Below are 24,265 nucleotides of genomic sequence, written 5' to 3'. Positions count from 1 at the left end.
CGGCTCTTTGGCACGGGCTTCAGCTCAATTCGCCACACAGATCAAGCTCAACCAGGCGCCGCACTTCGGCTCCGTCCAGGCCGGCGCCGAGCAGCGCATTGAGCTTGCCGAACGCCGCTTCGCGGGTCATGCCACCACCGGACAGCACGCCCACGCCCCGCAGGCGGCTGCCGGCTTCGTAGACGTCCAGCTCGACCCCGCCTTCATGGCACTGGGTGATCGCCACCAGCACAATCCCTTGCGCATGCGCCCGTTGCAGGCTGGCCAGGAACTGCGGGTTATCGCTCGGCCCGGTGCCGCTGCCAAAGCACTCCAGCACCAGGGCCCGGATGCCACTGGCGAGCACGCCGTCCAGCAGCTCGGCACCGATGCCGGGGAACAACGGCAGCACGCCGACCTTGGCCAGTTGCCTGGCTTGGCGATAGTCCAGTTGCGCCGGCAGCGTTTCGGCCCTGGCCGCGCCGCCCTGGCGCTTGAGTGCGGCGAACGGGTGGCGGCCGAAGCTGCGGATTTTCGCGCAGCGGGTCGGCGCCAGCAGCTCGCCGTGGAAGTACAGGTGCACCCCCGGGGCCAGGCCCTGACCCAGGGCGACCAGCGAGTCGCCGAGGTTTTCCCAGGCATCGCTATCGGGCACGCCGGCCGGCAGCATCGAACCGGTAAACACCACCGGTGCGCGCAGGCCCAGCAACTGGAAGCTCATGGCGGCGGCGCTGTAGGCCAGGGTGTCGGTGCCATGCAGGATCAGCACGCTGTCGCAGCCCTGGTCGATGGCATCGACCACCGCTTCACGCAGGTTCTGCCAGTAGGCGGGGGTCATGTTGGCGCTGTCGATCAGCGGCGCCATTTCGCGAAAGCGCCAGGCTGGCACGGTCAGCGTCGGCTGGCTGTTGAGGTAGTCGCGCATCCGCGCTTCGAATCCGGCAGCCGGCGCCAGGCCGTTGGCGCTGGCCTGCATACCGATGGTGCCACCGGTGTAAAGCACCATGACGTGCTGGGCGGCAGGATAGGTCGGGGCATTCATGGAGGGTCTCCGAGGACGATGACAGCGGTGGCCGAGCATGACGCCGGCCACGCGCTGTGTCACGCCGGGCGCAGGGGGGGCGCCCGGTTACTGGCCGATCAGCGTTGCGCTGCGGGCACGCCTTCAGCTTGGGTCTGTGGCGCGGCAGGCGCGGCTGGCGGGTTGGCCGGCCAGGCTTTCAGGTCCAGGTCCAGGTCGGGGAACTTGCTGGAGTCGAACACCGGGGTCTTGATCCCGGCGGCGCGCTGGTCGTCGTAGTCGCGCAGCACGCGCAGGGCGATCTTGAACAGCAGGAACAGCGCGATCAGGTTGACGAACGCGAGCATGGTCATGGTGATGTCGGCAAAGGCGAACACCGTGCCCAGGTTCTCGATCGCGCCCCAGAAAATCAGCACCAGCACCAGCACCCGGTAGGCGATCAGCGCGTCGCGGTTCTCGCCGAGCAGGAAGCGCAGGTTGCTCTCGCCCAGGTAGTAGTTGTAGAGGATCGAGGTGAACACGAACAACGACAGGGCCACCGAGATGAAGACCCGGCCCCATTCGCCGACGACCGCGGCCAGGGAGTTCTGGGTCAGGGCAATGCCGTCACCTTCGAAGCCCGGGGTGTAGAAGCCCGACAGCAGGATCAGCAGCGCGGTGCAGGTACAGATGATGAAGGTGTCGAGGAATACGCTGAACGCCTGGACCACGCCTTGCGCCACCGGGTGTTCGACCGAGGCTACGGCAGCCACGTTAGGCGCACTGCCCAGGCCGGCTTCGTTGGCGAATACGCCGCGTTTCACGCCCATGATGATGGCGCTGCCGATCAGGCCGCCGAACGCCTGGTCCAGGCCGAAGGCGCTTTTGACGATGGTCATCAGCATCCCGGGCACGTGGTCGATCTGCAGCACGATCACGTACAGGGTCACGCCGATGTAGGCCAGGGTTTTCACCGGCACCAGCAGGTCGGCGACCTTGGCGATGCGCTTGATGCCCCCGACGAACACCAGGCCCAGCAGCACGGCCAGGGCGAGGCCGGAGTAGGTGGTGTCGAAGTTGAAGGCGTCCTGAAGCGAGTGGGTCACGGCGTGGGCTTGCAAGCCGTTGAAGGCGAAACCGAAGGTCACCAGCAGCAAAAAGGCCATGACCATGCCCAGCCAGCGTTTCTGCAGGCCGTGCTGGATGTAATAGGCCGGGCCGCCACGGTACTGGCCTTCGGCGTCGCAACGCTTGTAGAGCTGGCCGAGGGAGCACTCGAAGAAGCTGCTGGACATGCCGACCAGCGCGGTCACCCACATCCAGAACACGGCACCGGGGCCACCCAGGGTCACGGCGATGCCGACCCCGGCGATATTGCCTGCGCCGACACGGCCGGCGAGGCTGAGCATCAGCGCCTGGAACGAGCTGAGTTGGCCGGCGCTGCTCTTCAGGCTGTCGCGAAATACCGCGAACATATGGAAAAAGTGGCGCAATTGAACGAAACGCGAGCGGATCGTGAAGTAGCTACCGAGCCCGACAATGAGCACGATCAGTACTTTCCCTGAGAGGAAGTCGTTGATGACTTCGAGCATGGAGTATTCCTCGCTGTTTTTTTGTAGAGGCAAATGCTGGATGGAACGAAACATTTCGTTACACCTCGTCGCGCAGACAGCACAACGGGTGGGGCGGGCTTCGTCCCGGGTCCATATCGCGGGTTGTTATTAGTTCGGGTTTCGCATGGGGTCAGGCCTCGTTACCGACGGCCGCTCATGCGAAGAGGGGCCGCACTATACCGGTGCGCACGCCTGCCGTCTGCATGTTGCGCATTTGACCGAGGAACGGCAGCCCCGCTGGAGCTGAAACGCTCCAGCATCGAGAGGCAGATGCAAGCGTCAAGCCGCAAGCCTGGAGCCTGGAGCTTTGTGCTTTGTGCTTTGTGCTTTGTGCTTTGTGCTTTGTGCTTTGTGCTTTGTGCTTTGTGCTTTGTGCTTTGTGCTTTGTGCTTTGTGCTTTGTGCTTTGTGCTTTGTGCTTCTGTGGCGAGGGAGCTTGCTCCCGTTCGGCCGCGCAGCGGCCGCAAAGAAAGTTTGCGCGGTATACCTGACAAACGGTGCGTACAGGGTTTAGGCCAGCTGCGCAGGCCAGCGCGAGCAAGCTCGCTCGCCACAAGGCTCACTGGAGCCCCGGAGCCTTTTAACTTGCAGCTTGCCGCTTAGATCCAAAATTCCTCCCGCCGCTCTTGAAACCCCTGCATCTCCCCCTGTTGCAACAGCTGCCTGATCCACGGCCCCAACAGGTCCTGGGAGCTGTCCAGCGGGCTTTCCCGGCGCCAGCGCAGGGGGACGGCGGCAAAGCGCTGCTGGTTGGCGCTGAGTTTTTCCAGGATCTGCCGGTCCTGGCGCAGGATCACCTTGAACAAAGGGTGCAGCACGCTGCGCTTGAGCCAGGCCGGGGCCCGGCCGCGGGCGGTGGCGATGCGGGCGAACAGGCGCAGCTGGCCGTCGGCGGCCGGCACCAGCCAGGCACTGACCAACAGGTTGAGGCGTCCTTGCCGATCGCGGTATTCGATTTCCGCCAGCCCGGGCAGGCGAAAGCGTCCCATGCTGACCCCGCGTTCACCCTCGAACAGCCGTGAAATCAGCCCCGACTGGGTGCCTTCCTCGCTGTACTGCGCCTGCACCCCGTCGCTCAGCGCCTGGACCCAGGCCGTGATGTGCTGGCGTTGCTTGTCATGGCGAATCCAGCCGGCATGCACGAAATGGGTATGGAACCCGTCGAGAAAATTCTCTGCCGCATCCTGCAACGAACAGCGCACTTGGTCGGTGATCCAGAAGGTGTCCAGCGCCTGTTGCTGTTCGGCAGGGGCGACCGGAGGGCTGGCCGGACGTTCTGGCACCAGGCTGGCCCACACCAGCCCATGGGCTTCGCAGCTGGGCAGCGGTTGCAGCAGCGGCTGGCTGCATCGCTGTTGTTGCTGGCCGGGCAGATGAGTACAGCGGCCTTGGGCGTCGAGGCGCCAGCCGTGATACGGGCATTGGATCTGCCCGTTGTGCACCCGGCCGGCGCTCAGCGGCGCGAAGCGATGGGGGCAGCGGTCGGGCAGCACCGCCGGCAGTCCCTGGGCATCGCGAAACACCACCAGCGGCACGCCGTGCAGGGTGCAGCCCAACGGCTGTTTTCGCAGCGTGTGGCTCAGGGCCACGGGCCACCAGGCGTTATCAGGCTTCACAGTTTGAGTTTCCTCATCAGGGGCACGCCGATGCGCGTCAGCAGCAGGCTCAACAGTTGCCACACCAGGCGCCGGCCCAGGGGCAGATGCCCGACCTGGATCAGGCTGTACTCGATCTGTGGCTGGCCGCCGCGCAGGCGTTTGAACGCCGCGGCGCCGGAGCTGAAGTTGAGTACCAGGCGCCGCTCCACGGCTTCCTGCAGGCACAGCCGGGTCAGTTGTCGATAGAGCCCGGTGCGCTGGGGCAATGCGGTGTCGTAGCCGACGATGGGGGCACTGATCAGGCTGCTGTTGGCGAACCAGCCAAGGGCGCCATCGATCCGCCCCTCGGGATTGCGCAGGGCCCGTAGCTCAAGCCAGCCCTCAGCGTGGCCGCGTTGCAGCCATTGGGCGTTGTAGTGCGGGTTCAGGGTGCAGTACTTGTCCAGGTACAGCAGGTTGTACAACAGCTCGATGCGCTCGAAGTCTGCGGCCTGCAACTGCGCGCCATGCACCACGGTGTAAGGGCTGCGGCGCAGCAGCGTGGCATCGAGGCGGGTGTTGTGATGACGCAGGAAGGCTGAGCGTTCGCCCTCGCGACCGTCGAACAGGTACACCTGGCGGCTGGGGATCGCCAGGTAGCCCAGGGCTTGCAGGCGCTGGCGCAGCTCCAGGTTGCTGAAGTCGTTGAGCGAGCGGAAACCGAAGCCATGTTCGGGAAACTGCCGCCGCAGCAGGTCGGTGATCGCCGGCAGGTCGGCGCCATCCCAGTCGGCGGGGTAGAGGTTGGTCGACAGCAGCCAGTTGTTGACCTGCACCAGCCGGTCGACCTGGGCCGCGCGCAGCAGGCGGTCGACACCCTGGGTCAGCAGCTTCAAGGGCCAGGCCAGCCAGGGGCGGTTCAGGCGCTTGAGTTCTTCCCGGGCGTAGCCGCTGTAGGCGGTTTGCGGCGAGACCACGTAGCAGTTGTCCGGCGGTTCGGTGCCGTGGGTGATGCTCACCGGAAACTGCTGCTGGCCGGTGTCGAGCAGGGCCAGGGTGCAGCTGACATTGCCGATCAGCGCACCGCCGGCGCAGGTGCGCACGTAGCGCAGGGCCTGGCTGTCGTCAGCCCCGGGCGCCAGAGTGGCCAGTTGTTCGGGCAGCAGCAGCTTCATGGCCGGGGGGCGTCCAGGGTTTGGCCGTTCCACTCGATATCGGCGGTGGAGGCGGCCAGCAAACCGCAGCGTCGGGTCAGGGCGCGGCCGATGATTTCGCCGAGGCTCAGCAGTTGGGCCAGCAGTGGACCGCGATCGCCATCCTGCACGATCACGTCCCGCGCGTGCTGGTAGTCCTTCCAGAAGGGGCGGCTGAAGGCCCGTTGCGGGGCGGCCAACAGCAGCATGGCCAGGGCGATCATGCGCGGCTCCAGGGTGGCTTCGAGTGGCGGGTTTGCGCCGGCGTTCTCGCTCAACGCCGCCACCAGTTGCGAGCGCTGGTCGTCGAACAGGTGCACACCGCTGGTGGCCCTGGGGTTGCACTCCAGGACATGGAAACGGCCCTGGGCATCCTCGATAAAGTCGAAGCCCACCTGGCCGGTGTAGCCGGTTTCGCGACCGAATTGCTCAAGGAAGGCGCGAATCGGCAGCGGCGCGCAGGCCTGGAAATAGATCCCGGACCCGCGCCCGACCCGGTACTTCGGCTGATAGCAGCTGTGGGCACGCAACTGGCCGTCCACCAGCACGCTGAAGCTGCAATATTCCTGGCCGGCGACAAAATCCTGGGCGACCCAGGGCGCATCGACGCTGGGCTGGATCTTCGCCAGTTGCGCCGCGCTCGGGCGGATCAAGGTTTGGGAGGCGAAGCGCGAATACGCCGGCTTGAGCACCAGGTTTTCGCCCTCGGCGGCCAAGGCCTGCAACGCCGCCAGGTCGTGCAGCACCTGGGTCGGCGGCGCTGCCACGGCCCAGCCCTGGGTCATGGCGGCGAAATCGCCCTTGTGATGCAGACGGTGCAGCAGGTCGAAGTCGCTGGTGAACACCCGGCACAGCGGCCGCAGGCGCTCCAGGCCGTGAGCCAGGTAGAACACCTCTTCGCAGGTCGGCAGCAGCAGGTCCACCGATTGCTGACGGATGACCGTGGCCAGGGCGTCGATCCAGGCCTGGGGGTTGGTTTTGGGTTCCGGCAGGCGCACGAAGTGTTCAGCCGCACGGCTGAAGCGGCTCAAGGGCTGGGCCAGGGAGTCGGCCACCGTGACCTTCCAGCCGGCGTGCTGGAACGCCCGGGCCCACTCCAGGCACGCCGGGGCGCGGGCGCCGAGAATCAGTACATGCATGGCAAACCCTCGGGTTGTTGCAGCATCTGGATCCGTCGCCGTTTGGCCTGGGGCGGCGGCGCCAGCCAGTGGCCGAAGCTCAGGCCCGGCGGGCTCAGGTCGTGCTCGGCGCAAAGCAGATGCAGAGCCTCGGCCAGGCGTTGGCAGACGTCAGGGTAAGGCTCCCGGGTGCGCAGGTTGATGTGCCAGGTCAGCCCCTGCTGGCGAATTTCATATTCCTCCAGGGCCGGGCCGAGCATCAGCAGGCCACGGCGCAGCACGTCGGGATACAGGGCTCGCAGCTGCCGGCCATCGAGGCTCGGCAGCCAGATGATTTCATCGGCCCGACCTTCCACCGCCGCGATGGCGCGCTCGGCGCGGCCACAGGGGCAGGGCGCCGCGGCGACCCGCAGAATATCGTTGAGGCGGTAGCGCACGATCATCTGCGTGCGCCGGGAAAAGTCCGTGATGATCGGCTGAAAACGCGTCTGCGCGGCATCCAGCCATTGCGGCTCGATATGCAGGTGGCTCTCGTTGAGGTGCAGGGTCCCGGCCTCGCAGGTGTAGCCGAGGAAGCCTTCGCTGGCCTGATAGATCTGCTGCGGCTGGCGCCCGAACGCGGCGAATACCGCCTCGGCGTCGGCGCTTTCCAGCACCTCGGCCACCGACAAAATGTGCCGCGGGCGAATCCGCAGCTGCCCGGCCAGGGCCGCCTGGGCCAAGCCGCGCAGCACGGTGGCCGGGGCCACCAGCACATCCGGATCCTGCTGGTTCAACCGTTCGAAGGACGGTGCCAGGCCCAGGGTCAGGTCGTGAAAGGCAAAGTCGATACGGCGGCTGGCCAGGGTGGTGTACAGGCGGCTGTTGGCCCGCAGGAAGAAGGCAATTCGCAGCGGTGCCAGCCACGGGCACAGCAGCCGTGGCAACAGCGCCCGGGGCAGGGTCCGCGCCAGCAGAATGCCGGCCCAGCGCTGGCGCTCGACGCTGCTCACCAGAAACACCCCCTGGGCCCCCGACGTACCGCTGGACAGACCGACCGTGATATCCCCCAGCGTTGGGCTGAAATCCCGGGACTGCTCGGCCTGGACCGCCAGCGGCAGCACCTGCTCCAGGCTCAGGTCGCGGGTGTTGTAGGCCGCGAAGTCGCCCATCAGCGTGGCCTTGTCCATCAGTGGCAGGCTGTCGAGGGTTTGCCCCGGCAGGGGGCTGAAGCGTCGGGCCTGAGGCATGACCCGGGTCATGAAATGCGCCAGGCGCCTGGCCTGCCAGGCTTCCAGCCGGTCGCGCCGGCGAAATTGCAGGCCATAGCGGCTGAGAATGAAGGAACCCGCGCTGCGCAACGTACTCAACAGGCGCTCACTGTTCATCGACGAAGGCCTCCCAGGCCCGGGTGCAATGGGACGGCAGCACCGCCACCGCCGGTTCGCGCCGGAGCAACTGGCCAAGGCCGCTGTAGGTGCGCCGGTATTGCCGTTGATCGGTGCTGGAAAACCACAGCGCCGGTGCCGCCGGCAGGCGATTGGCTCGGCAGGCCGGCACCGACCAGCAGGCGTCGGCCACCAGGAACACCGGCCGCCCCTGGGCATCGGGAATAAACAGCCCCAGCTGGCCGGCACTGTGCCCCGGCAGCGGTACGCCGATCAGGCTGCCATCGCCGAACAGGTCCAGGCCCTGCTCGAAGGGCGCCATCCAGCCCGGCAGCGCGCAGCTGGGGCTGGCTTCGGCCAGGTTCAGGCGGGCGTTGAAGTCGTCCGGCAGCAACCCCGGCAGATGGCCGCCGAGGGTGGCGCGCCAACGCTGGCCGCGCAGGCTGTCGATATGCCGGTAATCGGCTTCCAGGGCAATGAAACGCGCATTGCTGAAGTCCCGCAGGCCGGCGATATGGTCGGCGTGGAAGTGGGAAATGATCACGTAGCGGATATCAGCCGGGCCGATGCCCAGCTCATGCAACTGGGCCCCCAGCTGTTCCGCCACCGGCAACTGCACCGGCACCGCGCTGCGGTACAGGCGCTCGGGCAGGGCCCGGGTGGCCTGGAAGAAGTGCTCGGCGTAGCCGGTGTCGTACAGAATCCAGCCGTGGTCCGGGTGCTGGATCAGCCCGCACAAGGCCGGAAACTGCACCGGCGCCAGGCGCCCGCCACGGTCGGCCATGCATTCCAGGTGCTGGCACCAGCCGGCCCGCAGGATCTTCAAGCTCACGCGGCGGTTCATGGTTGTTGCCTCTGTTGTGCCAGCCACCATTGGGCGTGCTGGGCGATGCCCTGTTCCTGGCTGATGACCGGGCGGTAGCCCAGCTCGCGCTCGATCGCACTGATGTCCAGGGTCTGGCTGAACGCCAGGACCCCGGCGCCGTAACGGGTGATCAAGGGTTCGGCGCCGTTGCCCAGGCGCGCGCGCAACTCCAGCAGGTATGCCACCCGGTCCACCAGGCGCCAGGGCAGGCGTCGGGTGCGCAAGGGAAGGTCGAATTGGCGGGCCATTTTCTCCAGCAGTTCCTTGAAACTCAGCGGCGTGCCGTTGCTCAGGTTGTACACGCACAGCGCACGCGGCAGCGGCCGGGTCAGGGCCAGCCACACCGCCTGCACCAGGTTGTCGATGCAGGTCAGGTCCAGTTGCGCCCGGCCGCCGCGCATCAGCGGAATCGCCCCGCGCTGCATCACCCGCAGCAGACGCGGCATCAGGGTCGCGTCCCAGGGGCCGAACACCGCCCGTGGTCGCAGGATCACGCATTCGCCAAGCCCGGCCTGAGCCAGCAGCACTTCGGCCTGGGCCTTGCTGCGGGCGTAGTCATTCACCGGGGGCGGCAGCGGCTGGTCCTCGCGGATGCCCAGGCGGTCGCGGAAATCGAAATACAGGCTTGGTGTCGACAGGTGCACCAGGCGCCGCACCTGATTGACGCGGCAGGCGTTGATCACCTCGGCGGTGGAGTCGAGGTTGGCCTGGGCAAAGGCCTGGGGCGAACCCCAGGGCGAAGACAGCGCCGCGCAATGCACCATGGCATCGCAACCCTGGCTGGCGTCGGCCAGCAGCGCCTCGGCCTGGGGGCTGCCATGGTCCAGGGCCAGCCAGCGCACAGGCGCCGGGCTCAGGGCGATGACTTCGGCGGCGGCCTGGGCATTGCGTCCGCTGAACAACACTTCGCAACCTTCGGCCGCCAGCCGCCACACCAGATGCCTGCCGATAAACCCGCTGCCGCCAGTGACCAGGACTTTCATCAGTACTCCAGGATCATGCCGCCGAGGGACAGGCCCGCGCCGGTGCCGATCAGCAGCAGCCGTTGCCCGCGCTGGATGCGCCCGTCGCGTACCGCAATGTCGAGGGCCGTGGGCAGGGAGGCCGCGACCTGATTGCCGTGCCGGGCAAAGATGTCGACCACCTGCTGCGAGCCGAACCCCAGGCGCCTGGCCGCGTGCTGCATCGCCTGCTGGCTGGCCTGGTGCGGAATCACCCAGTCGATCTGCCCTTGCTGCAGGCCGGCCTGGCTCAGCAGTTCTGCCAACAGGTTCGGCAGGTGTTTGGCGGCGAGGCGGAACACGCCTTTGCCCTGCATCGAAAAACTGGTCAGGGGCTCGAACGGTTCATCGATGCGTCGCGGGTGATAACGCGAACCGCCGGCGCGGATCTGGCACAGCTCGGCGCCTTCGGAAAAGGTCTTGAGGCGCGAGGCGAGGATCTTCGGCCCGGCGTCACTGGTGCCCAGCACCACGGCGGCGGCCCCGTCGCCAAAGATGCCGCTGACTTCGACCTGCTGCCAGTCCAGCCCGCAGGAGGCGATGTCGGCGCAGACCAGCAGGATGCGTCGGTACTGCCCGGCAATCAGCGGCCAGGACAGGGTGTCGAGGGCGGCAATGAACCCCAGGCAACTGGCGTTGATGTCCAGGGCCGGAATGCCCGACTGGCCCAGGCCCAGCTCGCGGTGCAGCAGCGCGGCATTGCACGGCATGCCCTGATCCTGGGTGCCGCTGGCGCAGACCACCAGGTCCAGTTGCTCGCGTTCGACTCCCGCCGCCAGCAGTGCCTTGCGCGCCGCGCTGGCCCCCAGGCTGGCCGCGTTGTCTGCGCAACTGGCGACATGCCGCTGCACCACGCCGCTGATGCGCGCCACGCTGCCGGTTGCCAGGCCCATTTGCTTGTCCAGTTCGGCACTGGTGACGATCCGCTCGGGCAGGGCATGCCCGGTGCCGAGGATGGCCACGGCTCTGGAGGGCAGGGGCGAAGGCTGTGATGTGTGCATTCAGGTTCCGTGTGTGGGCGGTCAGGCTGCGCGCCAATGGCGGCAAGGCAGGGGGTGATCAAGCCGGCGCAAGGGCCACCGGGCATTTTTCCAGCAGCAGCGCGATGCCCTGCTGGTACTCGTCGGGGTCCATCAGGTCGCTGTGCTTGGGGATGTTGTAGGCCTTGCCCTGGCGGTACAGGTCGGTGCTCGCCAGGCAATAGAAATCGGGGCTTTGCTCAAGGTGCGCGACCTGCTCCCAGGCCAGCCCGCCCGTGGCGCCATTGGCGTGGGTCAGGGTGAAGCCCTGGTCGTCGAGCAGCAGACGATAGGCACCTTCGGTGGACTTGAGTGGAATCCGCAGCTTGGCCTCCACCAGGCGTTGATTGAGCCCGCGCAAAGGCGTGCCTGAGGGGATCGGTTTGAGTTTGATGTTGCCTTGCAGGCGCTTGAGCCAGCGCCCGGAAAACAGCCGCCAGCCCAGCCCATAGATAAGGCCGAACAGGACCATGGCGATGATTTTTTCAGCGCTGAACACACGCTGCGGGAAGTAAATCGCGGCCAGGCCGCCGGCCAGCGGCAGTGCAAACGCCAGGGCCGTGACCAGGGGCGGGACAAGGCGGGCAGCCAGCCGATTCTGCAGCTGGGTCACTTTGTCCATGTGCTGGTCGTGCTGCTGCATTTCGCGCGCCAGCTGCGGTGCGATTCTGGCGGCGGTGTGGGCGGGGGTGATGGTGAACTGCAATTCCATGGTGTTCAAACCGGTGTCCGTTACCTGATCAGGGCGGCAGTTTACGGGTTTGCGCGATGGTTGGTGCTGATGTCTTTCAGCGCCCCTGGGGTCACGGGGCGCCAGGCGTCGTACTCAGGCACTGGTGGTGTTTTGCGCCGCGCCGCCTTCGAGTTTGCGCCACAGCAGGCGCACGTTGGCCTTGCGCACCAGGGCGCAGCGGTACAGGCGAATCTCCAGCGGCACATGCCATTGCGGGCCGCCGCAGACCACCAGCTCGCCGCGCGCCAGTTCGGCCCGCACGCTCAATTGGGGCACCCAGGCGATGCCCAGGCCTTCGAGGGCCATGCTTTTCAGGCTGTCGGCCATGGCGGTTTCGTACACCGTGGTAAAACGCAGTGCGCGCTGGCGCAACAGCATGTTCACCGAGCGCCCGAGAAAGGCCCCGGCGCTGTAGGCCAGCAGCGGCACGCTGGCTTCGCCCTCAAGGTCGAACAGCGGCTGGCCATCCGGCCCGGCGGCGCACACCGGGAGCATTTCGGTGTGGCCCAGGTGCAGCGACGGGAAGATTTCCGAGTCCATCTGCATGGCGGCGTCCGGGTCATAGAAGGCCAGCATCAGGTCGCAACCGCCTTCACGCAGGGCATGCACCGCGTCGCCGACATTGGTCGCCACCAGCCGCGTGGCGATGTTCAGGCCTTCGTTGCGCAGTTGCGCGATCCAGCGCGGGAAGAACCCCAGCGCCAGGGAGTGCGCGGCCGCGACCTGCATCACCTCGCCCTGGCCACCTTCCAGGTGATGCAAATGCCGCAGAACTTCACCCAGTTGTTCGACCACGGTGCGCGCGGTCACCAGGAACAGCTGCCCGGCTGCCGTCAGCTCGATGGGCGTGCGGGAACGGTTGACCAGGGTCAGGCCCAGCGCCGACTCCAGGCTGCGGATCCGCCGGCTGAAGGCGGGCTGGGTCACGAAGCGCCGTTCGGCGGCCTGCGAGAAGCTGCGGGTGGCGGCCAGGGCACTGAAGTCCTCGAGCCATTTGCTTTCCAGATTCATCACGTCCTCCCGGACACGCACCATTTTAGGTCACACGCTCGCCGTACACGCGGCGTCACATGGGCATTATGCCGTTTATGCATAGGGCAGTGTTTAACAGCATTGGCCCTAAATTGCCTGTAGGCCTAGCATTCGAAGCGTTCCGGCACAGACCGGGTCCATATTGAGATGATTTCTATCATGTCCTCCGCTGCATCATTCCGCACAGAAAAAGACCTGCTTGGCGTACTCGAAGTACCGGCTCAAGCGTATTACGGCATCCAGACCCTGCGAGCGGTGAATAACTTCCGTCTCTCCGGCGTTCCGATTTCGCACTACCCCAAGCTGGTTGTCGGCCTGGCGATGGTCAAGCAGGCCGCCGCTGACGCTAACCGCGAGCTGGGTCATCTGAGTGAAGCCAAGCACGCTGCCATCAGCGAAGCCTGTGCCCGTCTGATCCGCGGCGATTTCCACGAAGAGTTCGTGGTGGACATGATTCAAGGCGGCGCTGGCACTTCGACCAACATGAATGCCAACGAAGTCATCGCCAACATCGCGCTGGAGGCCATGGGCCACAGCAAGGGCGAGTACCAGTACCTGCACCCGAACAACGACGTGAACATGGCGCAGTCGACCAACGACGCCTACCCGACCGCGATCCGCCTGGGTCTGCTGCTGGGCCACGACGCCATGCTCGCCAGCCTCGACAGCCTGATCCAGGCGTTCGCAGCCAAGGGTCAAGAATTCAACCACGTCCTGAAGATGGGCCGCACTCAACTGCAAGACGCCGTGCCGATGACCCTCGGCCAGGAATTCCGTGCTTTCGCCACCACTCTGGGCGAAGACCTGGCACGCCTGAAGACCCTGGCTCCGGAGCTGCTGACCGAAGTCAACCTGGGCGGCACCGCCATCGGTACCGGCATCAACGCCGACCCGCGTTACCAGCACCTGGCCGTGCAGCGCCTGGCGACCATCAGCGGTCACCCGCTGGTACCGGCAGCCGATCTGATCGAAGCCACCTCCGACATGGGCGCCTTCGTGCTGTTCTCCGGCATGCTCAAGCGCACCGCGGTCAAGCTGTCGAAGATCTGCAACGACCTGCGCCTGCTGTCCAGCGGCCCACGTACCGGGATCAACGAGATCAACCTGCCAGCGCGTCAGCCCGGCAGCTCGATCATGCCCGGCAAGGTCAACCCGGTTATCCCGGAAGCGGTCAACCAGGTGGCGTTCCAGATCATCGGCAACGACCTGGCCCTGACCATCGCGGCCGAAGGCGGCCAGCTGCAACTGAACGTGATGGAGCCGCTGATCGCCTTCAAGATCTTCGACTCGATCCGCCTGCTGCAACGCGCCATGGACATGCTGCGCGAGCACTGCATCGTCGGCATCACCGCCAACGAAGAGCGCTGCCGCGAACTGGTCGAGCACTCGATCGGCCTGGTCACCGCGCTGAACCCGTACATCGGCTACGAAAACGCCACCCGCATCGCCCGTATCGCCCTTGAAAGCGGCCGCGGCGTGCTGGAACTGGTGCGCGAAGAAGGCCTGCTCGACGAAGCCATGCTCGCCGACATCCTGCGCCCGGAAAACATGATTGCTCCGCGTCTGGTGCCGTTGAAGGCGTAACCGACGCGACACTGAACACGCAACACCGCTCACCAGGTCGAGGGACTAGACACCTCTCACCTTTTGAGGGCTTGGAGATCACTCTCCAGGCCCTTTTTTTTGCCTGTACCTTGATGCCCCACGGCGTAATTCTGTAGCCGCTGCCGCAGGCTCGGGCCGCGCTCGGACGCTGCCCCTACTAAATGCTGCCTCATTTACCTGACACTCCACGGCGTCCGATCCGGCCAGCGCAGCCTCGTTCCTTGGCAGCGGCCACGGTGTTTTCGGGGGTGGATGAACTGACTTCCGGGTCAATAAAATCGGGGTTTTGCTGTGGAAATACTTTGTATGACAGGTGGTCGGCGAAAGTGCGTTTAGTGCGGCTTTTTCGGTATACTGCGCGGCCTTCGGCCGGTTCGCCTGGCCATAATTCGTACATTCAAGCCACGCATTTTGCGTGGCTTGTTGTTTTTTGACGCGCCTGCGGGCGCCCAGAGAGAAGAGGCACGACGATGAGTGCACTGGTTGGCGTGATCATGGGCTCCAAGTCCGATTGGTCCACCCTTAGCCACACCGCCGATATGCTGGAAAAGCTCGGCATCCCTTACGAGGTGAAAGTGGTCTCTGCCCACCGCACCCCGGACCTGCTGTTCCAGTACGCCGAAGAGGCTGAGGCGCGTGGCATCGAGGTGATCATCGCCGGTGCCGGCGGCGCGGCCCACTTGCCAGGCATGTGTGCGGCCAAGACCCACCTGCCGGTCCTGGGCGTGCCGGTGCAGTCGTCGATGCTCTCGGGCGTCGACTCCCTGCTGTCGATCGTGCAGATGCCGGCCGGCATTCCGGTTGCCACCCTGGCCATCGGCAAGGCTGGCGCGATCAACGCCGCGCTGCTGTCGGCGAGCATCCTGGGCGCCAAGCACCCGCAGTTTCATACCGTGCTGAAAAAATTCCGCGCTGAACAGACAGACAGCGTCCTGGACAATCCAGACCCACGCGTCGCCTGAGGTTTTTGACGATGAAGATCGGTGTAATCGGTGGCGGCCAATTGGGCCGCATGTTGGCCCTGGCGGGTACGCCGCTGGGGATGAACTTCGCTTTCCTGGACCCGGCGCCAGACGCCTGTGCCGCGGCATTGGGCGAACACCTGCGGGCCGATTACGGCGATCAGGACCACCTGCGCCAATTGGCCGATGAAGTGGACCTGGTGACCTTTGAGTTCGAAAGCGTGCCGGCCGAGACCGTGGCCTTCCTTTCGCAATTCGTTCCGGTCTACCCGAGCGCCGAAGCCCTGCGCATCGCCCGCGATCGCTGGTTCGAAAAGAGCATGTTCAAGGACCTGGGGATTCCCACCCCGGCGTTCGCCGACATCCAGTCGCAAGCCGACCTGGACGCCGCGGTAGCCGCCATCGGCCTGCCGGCCGTATTGAAAACCCGCACCCTGGGTTACGACGGCAAGGGCCAGAAAGTCCTGCGCAAACCTGAAGACGTGGTCGGCACCTTTGCCGAACTGGGCAGCGTTGCCTGCCTGCTGGAAGGCTTCGTGCCGTTCACCGGCGAAGTCTCGCTGATCGCCGTGCGTGCCCGCGATGGTGAAACCAGGTTCTATCCGCTGGTGCACAACACCCACGACAGCGGCATTCTCAAGCTGTCCGTGGCCAGTACCGACCATCCATTGCAGGCCCTGGCCGAGGACTACTCGAGCCGCGTGCTCAAGCAACTGGATTACGTCGGCGTGATGGCGTTCGAGTTCTTTGAAGTCGACGGTGGCCTCAAGGCCAACGAAATCGCCCCACGGGTGCACAACTCCGGGCACTGGACCACCGAAGGCGCCGAGTGCAGCCAGTTCGAAAACCACCTGCGGGCTGTGGCCGGCTTGCCACTGGGTTCGACCGCCAAGGTTGGCGAGAGCGCCATGCTCAACTTCATCGGTGAAGTGCCGCCAGTGGACAAGGTCATCGCCATCGACGACTGCCACCTGCATCACTACGGCAAGGCCTTCAAGATCGGGCGCAAAGTGGGTCATGCCAACTTGCGTTGCAAGGACCTGGCGACCCTTCAAGCGCAGATCCTCAAGGTCCAGGCGCTGATCGCCGAGTAACAAAACCCGAGTGCCGGCGGGAACCTTCGTTCGCCGCCGTTCTCTGATGGCAGGATGCCAAAGCGCTGACTAGGCTTTGGCGTACCTACCCACACAGAGGAAATGCCATGGGAATTATCGGAACCATTTTTATCGGCTTGATCGTCGGCCTGCTGGCACGCTTCCTCAAGCCTGGCGATGACAGCATGGGCTGGATCATGACCATCCTGCTGGGCATCGGCGGCTCGCTGGCAGCCACCTACGGTGGTCAGGCACTGGGTATCTACCAGGCCGGTCAAGGTGCGGGCTTCATCGGTGCACTGGTCGGTGCGATCGTGTTGCTGGTGATCTACGGCCTGATCAAAAAGAACTGATTCTGCGACGAAACCCTCTCTGCTGCGCAGGCCGGGAGGGCTAGAATGCTCGGCGACGCAACGTCCATCCCTGATCGAGCCCCTCCATGCGCCGTCTTTTATTGACTCTTGTTTTGCTGGGCAGCGGCCTGGCTAATGCTGCTGAACTGCCGGAAACCGACTGGCTCGAACTGATGCCCAAGTCGGACCAGAAAGCCCTCGAACAGATGCCGGAAATCGACCACAACTCCCCCGAAGCCAATGGCACCTTTACCGACAAGGGTGGCCTGAAGCAGAGCAAGGGCTTGCCGGCGGTGATGTATTCGACCAAGACCGTGGCCGCGATGAACGGCAAGGACATCCGCATCGGTGGTTACCCGGTGCCGCTGGAGGCCGATGCCAAGGGGCGCAGCACGCTGTTTTTCCTGGTGCCGTACCCGGGTGCATGTATCCACGTACCGCCACCGCCGCCGAACCAACTGGTGCTGGTGCGCTTTCCCAAAGGCCTGAAGCTGGACGATATCTACACCCCGCTGTGGGTCACCGGCACGCTGAAGGTGGAGAAGGTCAACAACGACCTGGCCGACGCCGCCTATGCCCTGGATGCGGCGAAGGTGCGGGTGGTCAAGGAATCGGATTTGTAGGCTGCGGGGCGCTCACCTTATCTGCCAGCTCCCTCACGTGAAGAGGGAGCTGACGGCCGCTCGATCAGAGCGCAGCGCTGCTGATGCTCACACCCAGGGTGTGGCTGGCACCGGGTGCCAGGGTCACCACGTCATTCATCACGTTGGCGGTTTCGATGCACAGCATGCGCTGCCAGCCATCGGCGGCCATGTCGCTGAACTGGGCGGCGCGGTCGATCCAGGGGTTCCAGATCACTGCCGAGCGTGAGCCGCTGCTGGTCAGTTGGATGCGTCGCTGCCAGGCCGGATCGACGATGCTCAGCTGCGGCGGGGTGTCGAGGTAGATGCGATCGGTCTCGCCGGTAAAGTGCAGGTCGCCGGCCTGGGGCACGGTCTTCCAGTCATCCAGGGTCTCGATGTAGTCCAGCCCGTCCAGCCCCTCGACATGCACCTGGCGCACATCGCTGACCGCAAAGTAGCTGTGCAGCGCCTGGCTGATGCTGACGCTCTCGGTGCCGCGGTTATGGCTGGTCAAGCTGATGTGCAGTTGCTCGTCCAGGCGAATCGACAGCTTCAGGTCGACCTGGTGCGGCCAGCCCGACAGCCCGCCCTGGGGGACTGGCAGCACCAACTCCAGCACCAGGCTCTGGCCCTGGGTTTCGATCCCCAGCAGTTCCCAGTCGGTGGCCCGTACCAGGCCGTGGGCCGGTGCGGGGTCGTTGCTCTGGCGCATGTCTTGAACGCTTTGCGGGTTGCGCGCCAGGTTGCCGAACCACGGCCAGCACACCGGAACCCCGGCACGAATGCTTTTGCCGGCCTTGAACACGGCCTCGTCGTTGAGCCAGATCAGCGGCGGTTGCCCGGCCAGTTGATAGCTGAGGATGTGCGCGCCTTGCTGGGCCACCAGCAATTCGGCCTGACCGTGGCGGATGCGCCAGCAGTTCAGCTCATCCAGTTTGACGGTCTCGACGTGAGGGCTTGGCATGCGACGGTTCTCGTTCAGGAGTGGGGCTGCTTTGGACCGCGCGACGCCCCTCGGGTTTAAGGCGGGCTATCAGCGGGCTCTGGGTGGAACCGAGCGGGTGCGGCCGCTGCCGTCGATGGCGACGAATACGAACACCGCCTCGGTGACCTTGCGCCATTCGCTGGACAGCGGGTCGTCGCTCCACACTTCGACCATCATCTGGATCGAGCTGCGGCCGATTTCCAGGGTCTGGGTATAGAAGGACAACTGCGCGCCGACCGCGACCGGCACCAGGAACGCCATGCGATCAATGGCCACCGTCGCCACCCGTCCACCGGCTACGCGGCTGGCCATGGCCGTGCCGGCGAGGTCCATCTGCGCCACCAGCCAGCCGCCGAAAATATCGCCAAAGCCGTTGGTTTCGCGGGGGAGTGCGGTGATTTGCAGGGCCAGGTCGCCTTGCGGGATCGGATCTTCTTGTTCGAGTTCTATCATCTCGGGGGTGCCTCTGACCCATGACTCTTCGTGTTTGCTGCAGGTGAATAGCCGTCTTGAGGAAAAACGATTCAGCCCGAACATACTACGTTCGTCACGTTCTTCGTAAGGCGTGCTAAAGGGATACTCTGCGAAATCGGCTGATTCTGCTGCCGCTTGAAGGGCCAACGACGTTTTCGCACAGCAACCCTTGCCAGGAGCGGGTTTTGGCTCCGAGGTCCGCGAGTATATCGGTCGATAGACTCCGCGACGACCGTCAGGTTCTCATTTTGCCGCCCAATGGCGGCATCTTCCTGAAAGTTTTTTGATCACGCCCTGGCAGGCAGGCTCAAGAGCCTGAATCTTGGTCAAACCAGTCATCCAGATTGAGGGTTTTGGCCATTGTGCCTGTTCACCCGGCAACCCCAGTATTTCGTGGCTTTCCTGTGGTTCCCGATACTGGGGTCGATTGACGTTTGGTGACGAGCCGCGCCGTTTGGCACGCAACCCGAAGGGCCACCGTCGCGGCCTGTCACCAGCGTAAAACGACCCTAATAACATCATGAGGAATTCTGGCCAGGCGCGACGCGTTGTCCGCAGGGCACCCTCAAGCGCCGGATGTGGCGTTCAGAATGTGCATTTTCGAACAATTTGCTATCGTGCCCCACCTGCCAGGCCCCAACCAGCGCTGTTGAGGCTTCAGAACCGCCTATAAGAGAAGCCCTTGCCATGACCACTGTGCCCTCGAGCATTGCGCAGCCAGCGCAACCCGCCCGCCCGTTGACCCGCAACGACTACAAGACCCTGTCGCTGTCCGCTTTGGGCGGCGCGCTGGAGTTCTACGATTTCATCATTTTCGTGTTCTTCGCCACGGTGGTGGGCAAGTTGTTCTTCCCGCCCGACATGCCTGAATGGCTGCGCCTGATGCAGACCTTCGGCATTTTTGCCGCCGGTTACCTGGCGCGGCCCCTGGGCGGAATCGTGATGGCGCACTTCGGCGACCTGCTGGGGCGCAAGAAGATGTTCACCCTGAGCATTTTCATGATGGCCGTGCCGACCCTGATCATGGGCCTGCTGCCGACCTACGCGCAGATCGGCATGTGGGCACCGATCCTGTTGCTGGTGATGCGCGTGATCCAGGGCGCGGCCATCGGCGGTGAAGTGCCGGGCGCCTGGGTGTTCGTTTCCGAGCATGTGCCCCAGCGGCACATGGGTTATGCCTGCGGCACCCTGACCTCGGGCCTGACGGCCGGTATCCTGCTGGGCTCGCTGGTCGCCACCGCAATCAACAGTATCTACACCCCGGTCGAAGTGGCCGATTACGCCTGGCGGATTCCGTTCCTGCTGGGTGGGGTTTTCGGTTTGTTCTCGGTGTACCTGCGCCGTTGGTTGCACGAGACGCCGGTGTTCGCCGAGCTGCAGGAGCGCAAGGCGCTGGCGGCGGAAGTGCCGCTGCGCGCGGTATTGCGTGATCACCGTGGGGCGATCCTGGTCTCCATGCTGCTGACCTGGCTGCTCTCGGCCGGGATCATCGTGGTGATCCTGATGACCCCGACCTTCCTGCAGACCATCTATCACTTCTCGCCGACCACTGCGCTTCAGGCCAACAGTCTGGCCATCGTGTTCCTGAGCCTGGGCTGCATCGCCTCGGGTGCCCTGGCCGATCGTTTCGGTGCCGGGCGGGTATTCGTGGTGGGCAGCGGCTTGTTGTTGGTCAGTTCCTGGACCTTCTATCACAGCCTGATGGACCACCCGCAATGGCTGTTTCCGCTGTACGCGTTGACCGGCCTGTTTGTCGGCACCATCGGCGCGGTGCCGTATGTGATGGTCAAGGCGTTCCCGGCCGTGGTGCGTTTCAGCGGCTTGTCGTTTTCCTACAACCTGGCCTACGCGATCTTCGGTGGCCTGACGCCGATGGCGGTGACCTGGTTGCTCAAGAACAGCCCGATGGGCCCGGCCTACTATGTTGCAATTCTTTGCAGCCTGGGGATGGTGGTGGGCCTGTACCTGTGGAAAAAAGGCCGCTGATGGCGTCTTCCCGGCGGGGTTCGTTGCGCCCCACCTGGCGCCGGCCGTGTCGCTCACGGCCGGCATGCCGTTAGCCATTTCACGTTTTCACCCCGCACAAACAAAGGCCAGCCTTCCTCTCCGGAATGCTGGCCTTTCATCTAATTGTCATATTCCAGTCATAGAGTGTTCACACGGCCTACAGATACTTGGCCCCGACTTAACACCCCCTATCTGCTAGGAGTAAGGCATGAAACTGAAGCGTTTGATGGCGGCAATGACTTTTGTCGCTGCTGGCGTTGCCACTGCCCACGCGGTTGCCGCTGTTGACCCTGCTATCCCGAGCTACACCAAGACCACTGGTGTGTCGGGCAACCTGTCCAGCGTCGGTTCCGATACTTTGGCGAACCTGATGACCCTGTGGGCCGAGAACTACAAAAAAGAATACCCGAACGTCAACATCCAGATTCAAGCCGCCGGCTCCGCCACTGCGCCTCCTGCGCTGACTGAAGGCACCTCCAACCTGGGCCCGATGAGCCGCAAGATGAAGGACACCGAACTGGCTGCCTTCGAGCAGAAGTACGGCTACAAGCCAACCGCCATCCCGGTTGCCGTGGATGCCCTGGCCGTGTTCGTGCACAAGGACAACCCGATCCAGCACCTGACCATGGAACAGGTTGACGCGATTTTCTCCTCGACTCGCCTGTGCGGTGCCAAGGAAGACGTCAAGACCTGGGGTGACCTGGGCGTGAAAGGCGACCTGGCCAACAAGCCAGTGCAACTGTTCGGCCGCAACTCGGTTTCCGGCACCTACGGCTACTTCAAGGAAGAAGCCCTGTGCAAAGGCGACTACAAGCCTAACGTCAACGAACAACCAGGCTCGGCTTCGGTCGTGCAGTCCATCAGCTCTTCGCTGAACGGCATCGGCTACTCGGGCATCGGCTACAAGACCGCCAGCGTGAAGACCGTGGCCCTGGCCAAGAAAGGCAGCACCGACTTCATCGAAGACACCGAAGAAAACGCCCTGAACGGCAAGTACCCGCTGTCGCGCTTCCTCTACGTCTACGTCAACAAGGCCCCGAACAAGCCTCTGGCCCCGCTGGAAGCCGAGTTCGTGAAACTGGTCCTGTCCAAACAGGGTCAGGAAGTGGTCGTGAAAGACGGTTACATCCCACTGCCAGCCAAAGTAGCCGCCAAGGCCCTGGCTGACCTGGGTCTGCAGGAAGGCGGCTCGGTCGCCAAGAAGTAACACCCAAGGCCCAGGCCTTGTGCAGGAGCCGAAGGAGGGCGTCTGGCCCTCCCGGAAAGCGGCTCCTGCACCCCCCAATTTTTTGTCTGCTGCCAGCCCTGCTCGGCGGCGGATTTGTTGCGTCACTGCATTGTCATCTTTCTGTCATACAGGATCGCTAGGGTGTGCGCATGAATGATCTGGCCAATTCCCCCATGACTACGACTTCTCCCCCCAAGCGCATTGACTTCAATACGCCTGAGTTGCAACGCAAGCGCCGCATCCGCGCGCTCAAAGACCGCCTGACCCGCTGGTACGTCCTTATTGGCGGCCTGGCTGTGCTGGGGGCGATTACCCTGATCTTCTTCTTCCTGGCTTACGTGGTGATGCCGCTGTTCCAGGGCGCCGACCTGACCGCCAAGGAGCCCCTGGCTCCAGCCTGGATGCAGGATGCCGGCAAGCCGCTGCTGTTCGCCCTGGAAGAGCAGAACCAGGTCGGCATGCGGGTTTCCGACAAGGGCCAGGCGCTGTTCTTCGACATCGACAGCGGTGCCGAACTGCGCCGAGTCGATCTGCCGATCCCGGCCGGCGTCAACGTGAGCTCCATCGGCAAGGACCAGCCCGGCAGCCCGCTGGTGGTGGTCGGCCTGTCCAATGGCCAGGCGCTGGTGTTCCGCCATACCTATAAGGTCACCTACCCGGACGGCAAGAAAACCATCTCGCCGGCTGTCGAGTTCCCCTACGGTGAAACCCCGATCGTGCTCAACGAGCGGGGCGGGGCGCTGGATCACGTCAACCTCAATGCCACTGATTCGGCGTTGGTCGTTGCCGGCTCCAGCGGTTCGCAGCTGCATGTGCTGCAACTGACCCGCGAAGAAAACATGATGACCGGGGAAGTCACCAGCGAGCAGAAGCGCATCGAGCTGCCGCAGATGACCGAGGCGGTCAAGGCGATGTACATCGACCCGCGTCAGCAGTGGCTGTATGTGATCAATGGTCGCGCCCAGGCCGATGTCTTCAGCCTGCGCGACAAGAGCCTCAACGGCCGCTACAAACTGCTGGAAGACGGCACCGCCGAAGTGACTGCCAGCACCCAGCTGGTGGGCGGCATCTCGCTGATTATCGGGACCTCCAAAGGCGGCCTGGCCCAGTGGTTCATGGCCCGCGACCCCGACGGCGAGCTGCGCCTGAAGCAGATCCGCACCTTCGAGATGGGCACTGCGCCGATCGTTGAAATCACCGCTGAAGAACGCCGCAAAGGCTTCGTGGCCCTGGATGCCTCGGGCAAGCTCGGCGTGTTCCACAGCACCGCGCACCGCACCCTGCTGGTGGACCAGGTGGTCGATGGCCAGGGCATTTTCGGCCTGTCGCCACGGGCCAACCGGGTCATCGTCGAAGCCGGCGGCAAGCTGCAACCGCTGCTGCTTGATAACCCGCATCCGGAAGTGTCCTGGAGCGCGCTGTGGAGCAAGGTCTGGTACGAAAACTACGACGAGCCTAAATACGTCTGGCAATCGACTGCGGCCAACACCGATTTCGAACCCAAGATGAGCCTTGCGCCCCTGACCTTCGGTACCTTGAAGGCCGCGTTCTACGCCATGCTCCTGGCCGCGCCGCTGGCGGTTGCCGCCGCCATCTACACCGCTTACTTCATGGCCCCGAGCCTGCGCCGCAAGGTCAAGCCGGTGATCGAGCTGATGGAGGCGATGCCGACGGTGATTCTCGGATTCTTCGCTGGCCTGTTCCTCGCGCCCTACGTCGAAGGCCACCTGCCGGGCATCTTCAGCCTGCTGATGCTGCTGCCGATTGGCATCCTGGTGGCCGGTTTTGTCTTCAACCGCCTGCCTGAATCGATCCGCCTGAAAGTGCCGGATGGCTGGGAAAGCGCGATTCTGATTCCGGTGATCCTGTTTGTGGGCTGGCTCTCGCTGTACATGAGCCCGTTCATGGAGAACTGGTTCTTCGGCGGTGACATGCGCATGTGGATCTCCCACGACCTGGGCATCACCTACGACCAGCGCAACGCCCTGGTGGTCGGTCTGGCCATGGGGTTCGCGGTGATCCCGAACATCTACTCCATCGCCGAAGACGCCGTGTTCAGCGTGCCGCGCGGCCTGACCCTGGGCTCCCTGGCCCTGGGCGCCACGCCGTGGCAGACCATGACCCGCGTGGTGATCCTGACCGCCAGCCCGGGCATTTTCTCGGCGTTGATGATCGGCATGGGCCGTGCGGTCGGTGAAACCATGATCGTGCTGATGGCCACCGGCAACACCCCGGTCATGGAAATGAACCTGTTCGAAGGCCTGCGAACGCTCGCAGCCAACGTCGCGGTGGAAATGCCCGAGTCGGAAGTCGGCGGCAGCCACTACCGCGTGCTCTTCCTCTCGGCGCTGGTGCTGCTGTTGTTCACCTTCGTCATGAACACCCTCGCCGAGCTGATCCGTCAGCGTCTGCGCAAGAAATACTCGTCGCTTTAAGAA

At 64.4% G+C, this 24,265-nt stretch carries 21 protein-coding genes; 8 read left to right on the top strand and 13 right to left on the bottom strand.

The genetic code is table 11. From position 1 onward, the window contains the following. Positions 1-19: 19 nt before the first annotated feature. The 11 genes from JFU57_RS07025 to JFU57_RS06975 form a co-directional block, all read right to left on the bottom strand. Positions 20-1,021, bottom strand: a complete 1,002-nt coding sequence (locus JFU57_RS07025) for an asparaginase (protein ID WP_201128630.1) — start codon at positions 1,019-1,021, stop codon at positions 20-22. Positions 1,022-1,119: 98 nt separating this feature from the next. After that, positions 1,120-2,571, bottom strand: coding sequence for an alanine/glycine:cation symporter family protein (locus tag JFU57_RS07020; protein WP_078470400.1), 1,452 nt, complete (start codon positions 2,569-2,571; stop codon positions 1,120-1,122). Positions 2,572-3,190: 619 nt separating this feature from the next. Beyond that, a complete protein-coding gene (locus tag JFU57_RS33495) occupies positions 3,191-4,207 on the bottom strand; it encodes a Rieske 2Fe-2S domain-containing protein (RefSeq protein WP_201128629.1) in 1,017 nt (338 codons plus the stop codon). Then, positions 4,204-5,343 carry a hypothetical protein gene (locus tag JFU57_RS07010; RefSeq protein ID WP_201128627.1) on the bottom strand — a complete coding sequence of 380 codons (1,140 nt, stop codon included), beginning with the start codon at positions 5,341-5,343 and terminating at the stop codon, positions 4,204-4,206. Before JFU57_RS07010 ends, JFU57_RS33495 begins: the two co-directional genes overlap by 4 nt. Further along, complete coding sequence (locus JFU57_RS07005; RefSeq protein ID WP_201128625.1) at positions 5,340-6,500, bottom strand: ATP-grasp domain-containing protein; 1,161 nt, start codon at positions 6,498-6,500, stop codon at positions 5,340-5,342. The genes JFU57_RS07010 and JFU57_RS07005 overlap by 4 nt, the downstream gene beginning before the upstream one ends. Beyond that, entirely contained in the window at positions 6,488-7,846 is a 1,359-nt protein-coding gene (locus tag JFU57_RS07000) for a F390 synthetase-related protein (RefSeq protein ID WP_201128624.1), read from the bottom strand. The genes JFU57_RS07005 and JFU57_RS07000 overlap by 13 nt, the downstream gene beginning before the upstream one ends. After that, entirely contained in the window at positions 7,836-8,690 is an 855-nt protein-coding gene (locus JFU57_RS06995) for an MBL fold metallo-hydrolase (RefSeq protein WP_201128622.1), read from the bottom strand. Before JFU57_RS06995 ends, JFU57_RS07000 begins: the two co-directional genes overlap by 11 nt. Further along, complete coding sequence (locus JFU57_RS06990) at positions 8,687-9,694, bottom strand: NAD-dependent epimerase/dehydratase family protein (protein ID WP_201128621.1); 1,008 nt, start codon at positions 9,692-9,694, stop codon at positions 8,687-8,689. Before JFU57_RS06990 ends, JFU57_RS06995 begins: the two co-directional genes overlap by 4 nt. Next, positions 9,694-10,713: a beta-ketoacyl-ACP synthase 3 gene (locus tag JFU57_RS06985; protein WP_201128620.1), complete on the bottom strand. Its 1,020-nt coding sequence runs from the start codon at positions 10,711-10,713 to the stop codon at positions 9,694-9,696. Before JFU57_RS06985 ends, JFU57_RS06990 begins: the two co-directional genes overlap by 1 nt. A 58-nt stretch (positions 10,714-10,771) precedes the next feature. Then, a complete protein-coding gene (locus tag JFU57_RS06980) occupies positions 10,772-11,452 on the bottom strand; it encodes a hypothetical protein (RefSeq protein ID WP_201128619.1) in 681 nt (226 codons plus the stop codon). Positions 11,453-11,557: 105 nt separating this feature from the next. Beyond that, positions 11,558-12,475: a LysR substrate-binding domain-containing protein gene (locus JFU57_RS06975; RefSeq protein WP_078470408.1), complete on the bottom strand. Its 918-nt coding sequence runs from the start codon at positions 12,473-12,475 to the stop codon at positions 11,558-11,560. Positions 12,476-12,655: 180 nt separating this feature from the next. Between JFU57_RS06975 and aspA the strand changes: the two genes are divergently transcribed. From aspA to JFU57_RS06950, 5 genes are all read left to right on the top strand, one after another. Further along, a complete protein-coding gene (gene aspA / locus JFU57_RS06970) occupies positions 12,656-14,080 on the top strand; it encodes an aspartate ammonia-lyase (RefSeq protein ID WP_020298261.1) in 1,425 nt (474 codons plus the stop codon). Between the two features lie 491 nt (positions 14,081-14,571). Continuing rightward, positions 14,572-15,063 (top strand): 5-(carboxyamino)imidazole ribonucleotide mutase, encoded by a 492-nt coding sequence (purE, locus tag JFU57_RS06965; RefSeq protein ID WP_020298262.1) that lies wholly within the window; start codon positions 14,572-14,574, stop codon positions 15,061-15,063. An 11-nt stretch (positions 15,064-15,074) separates the two neighbouring features. Then, positions 15,075-16,157, top strand: coding sequence for a 5-(carboxyamino)imidazole ribonucleotide synthase (locus tag JFU57_RS06960; RefSeq protein WP_201128618.1), 1,083 nt, complete (start codon positions 15,075-15,077; stop codon positions 16,155-16,157). A gap of 107 nt (positions 16,158-16,264) precedes the next feature. Then, the gene (locus JFU57_RS06955) at positions 16,265-16,510 is read left to right on the top strand and encodes a GlsB/YeaQ/YmgE family stress response membrane protein (protein ID WP_003229635.1); all 246 of its coding nucleotides are present in this window, start codon (positions 16,265-16,267) and stop codon (positions 16,508-16,510) included. An 86-nt stretch (positions 16,511-16,596) separates the two neighbouring features. Next, positions 16,597-17,133, top strand: coding sequence for a DUF3299 domain-containing protein (locus JFU57_RS06950; RefSeq protein WP_078470410.1), 537 nt, complete (start codon positions 16,597-16,599; stop codon positions 17,131-17,133). A 64-nt stretch (positions 17,134-17,197) separates the two neighbouring features. Here the strand turns inward: JFU57_RS06950 and JFU57_RS06945 are convergent, their stop codons facing one another. Together JFU57_RS06945 and JFU57_RS06940 are read right to left on the bottom strand one after the other, a co-directional pair. Next, the gene (locus tag JFU57_RS06945; protein ID WP_201128617.1) at positions 17,198-18,097 is read right to left on the bottom strand and encodes a D-hexose-6-phosphate mutarotase; all 900 of its coding nucleotides are present in this window, start codon (positions 18,095-18,097) and stop codon (positions 17,198-17,200) included. Positions 18,098-18,166: 69 nt separating this feature from the next. After that, a complete protein-coding gene (locus JFU57_RS06940; protein WP_003229628.1) occupies positions 18,167-18,571 on the bottom strand; it encodes an acyl-CoA thioesterase in 405 nt (134 codons plus the stop codon). A gap of 708 nt (positions 18,572-19,279) precedes the next feature. Here JFU57_RS06940 and JFU57_RS06935 point away from each other — a divergent pair. The 3 genes from JFU57_RS06935 to JFU57_RS06925 all read left to right on the top strand — a co-directional run bounded on the left by JFU57_RS06935 (position 19,280) and on the right by JFU57_RS06925 (position 24,262). Continuing rightward, on the top strand, positions 19,280-20,578 hold the full coding sequence (locus tag JFU57_RS06935; protein WP_207202163.1) for an MFS transporter: 1,299 nt from the start codon (positions 19,280-19,282) through the stop codon (positions 20,576-20,578). A gap of 229 nt (positions 20,579-20,807) precedes the next feature. Then, positions 20,808-21,806 carry a phosphate ABC transporter substrate-binding protein PstS gene (locus tag JFU57_RS06930; RefSeq protein WP_078470413.1) on the top strand — a complete coding sequence of 333 codons (999 nt, stop codon included), beginning with the start codon at positions 20,808-20,810 and terminating at the stop codon, positions 21,804-21,806. A 170-nt stretch (positions 21,807-21,976) separates the two neighbouring features. After that, positions 21,977-24,262 carry an ABC transporter permease subunit gene (locus JFU57_RS06925; protein WP_201128616.1) on the top strand — a complete coding sequence of 762 codons (2,286 nt, stop codon included), beginning with the start codon at positions 21,977-21,979 and terminating at the stop codon, positions 24,260-24,262. The last annotated feature ends 3 nt before the right edge of the window (positions 24,263-24,265 follow it).

This window comes from Pseudomonas sp. TH07 (genome assembly GCF_016651285.1).
Lineage (GTDB): Bacteria > Pseudomonadota > Gammaproteobacteria > Pseudomonadales > Pseudomonadaceae > Aquipseudomonas.
Note: the sequence above shows the minus strand (reverse complement) of the source record. Positions and strands in the feature narration are given on the sequence as shown.

Excerpts from the sequence above, each read along its gene's own strand:
- aspA (WP_020298261.1), top strand. The coding sequence starts at position 12,656 with ATGTCCTCCGCTGCATCATTCCGCACAGAAAAAGACCTGCTTGGCGTA.
- JFU57_RS06995 (WP_201128622.1), bottom strand. The coding sequence starts at position 8,690 with ATGAACCGCCGCGTGAGCTTGAAGATCCTGCGGGCCGGCTGGTGCCAG.
- JFU57_RS07020 (WP_078470400.1), bottom strand. The coding sequence starts at position 2,571 with ATGCTCGAAGTCATCAACGACTTCCTCTCAGGGAAAGTACTGATCGTG.
- JFU57_RS06950 (WP_078470410.1), top strand. The coding sequence starts at position 16,597 with ATGCGCCGTCTTTTATTGACTCTTGTTTTGCTGGGCAGCGGCCTGGCT.
- JFU57_RS06925 (WP_201128616.1), top strand. The coding sequence starts at position 21,977 with ATGAATGATCTGGCCAATTCCCCCATGACTACGACTTCTCCCCCCAAG.
- JFU57_RS06945 (WP_201128617.1), bottom strand. The coding sequence starts at position 18,097 with ATGCCAAGCCCTCACGTCGAGACCGTCAAACTGGATGAGCTGAACTGC.
- purE (WP_020298262.1), top strand. The coding sequence starts at position 14,572 with ATGAGTGCACTGGTTGGCGTGATCATGGGCTCCAAGTCCGATTGGTCC.
- JFU57_RS06990 (WP_201128621.1), bottom strand. The coding sequence starts at position 9,694 with ATGAAAGTCCTGGTCACTGGCGGCAGCGGGTTTATCGGCAGGCATCTG.
- JFU57_RS06975 (WP_078470408.1), bottom strand. The coding sequence starts at position 12,475 with ATGAATCTGGAAAGCAAATGGCTCGAGGACTTCAGTGCCCTGGCCGCC.
- JFU57_RS06930 (WP_078470413.1), top strand. The coding sequence starts at position 20,808 with ATGAAACTGAAGCGTTTGATGGCGGCAATGACTTTTGTCGCTGCTGGC.
- JFU57_RS07000 (WP_201128624.1), bottom strand. The coding sequence starts at position 7,846 with ATGAACAGTGAGCGCCTGTTGAGTACGTTGCGCAGCGCGGGTTCCTTC.
- JFU57_RS07005 (WP_201128625.1), bottom strand. The coding sequence starts at position 6,500 with ATGCATGTACTGATTCTCGGCGCCCGCGCCCCGGCGTGCCTGGAGTGG.
- JFU57_RS06935 (WP_207202163.1), top strand. The coding sequence starts at position 19,280 with ATGACCACTGTGCCCTCGAGCATTGCGCAGCCAGCGCAACCCGCCCGC.
- JFU57_RS06940 (WP_003229628.1), bottom strand. The coding sequence starts at position 18,571 with ATGATAGAACTCGAACAAGAAGATCCGATCCCGCAAGGCGACCTGGCC.
- JFU57_RS06985 (WP_201128620.1), bottom strand. The coding sequence starts at position 10,713 with ATGCACACATCACAGCCTTCGCCCCTGCCCTCCAGAGCCGTGGCCATC.
- JFU57_RS07010 (WP_201128627.1), bottom strand. The coding sequence starts at position 5,343 with ATGAAGCTGCTGCTGCCCGAACAACTGGCCACTCTGGCGCCCGGGGCT.
- JFU57_RS06955 (WP_003229635.1), top strand. The coding sequence starts at position 16,265 with ATGGGAATTATCGGAACCATTTTTATCGGCTTGATCGTCGGCCTGCTG.
- JFU57_RS06960 (WP_201128618.1), top strand. The coding sequence starts at position 15,075 with ATGAAGATCGGTGTAATCGGTGGCGGCCAATTGGGCCGCATGTTGGCC.
- JFU57_RS07025 (WP_201128630.1), bottom strand. The coding sequence starts at position 1,021 with ATGAATGCCCCGACCTATCCTGCCGCCCAGCACGTCATGGTGCTTTAC.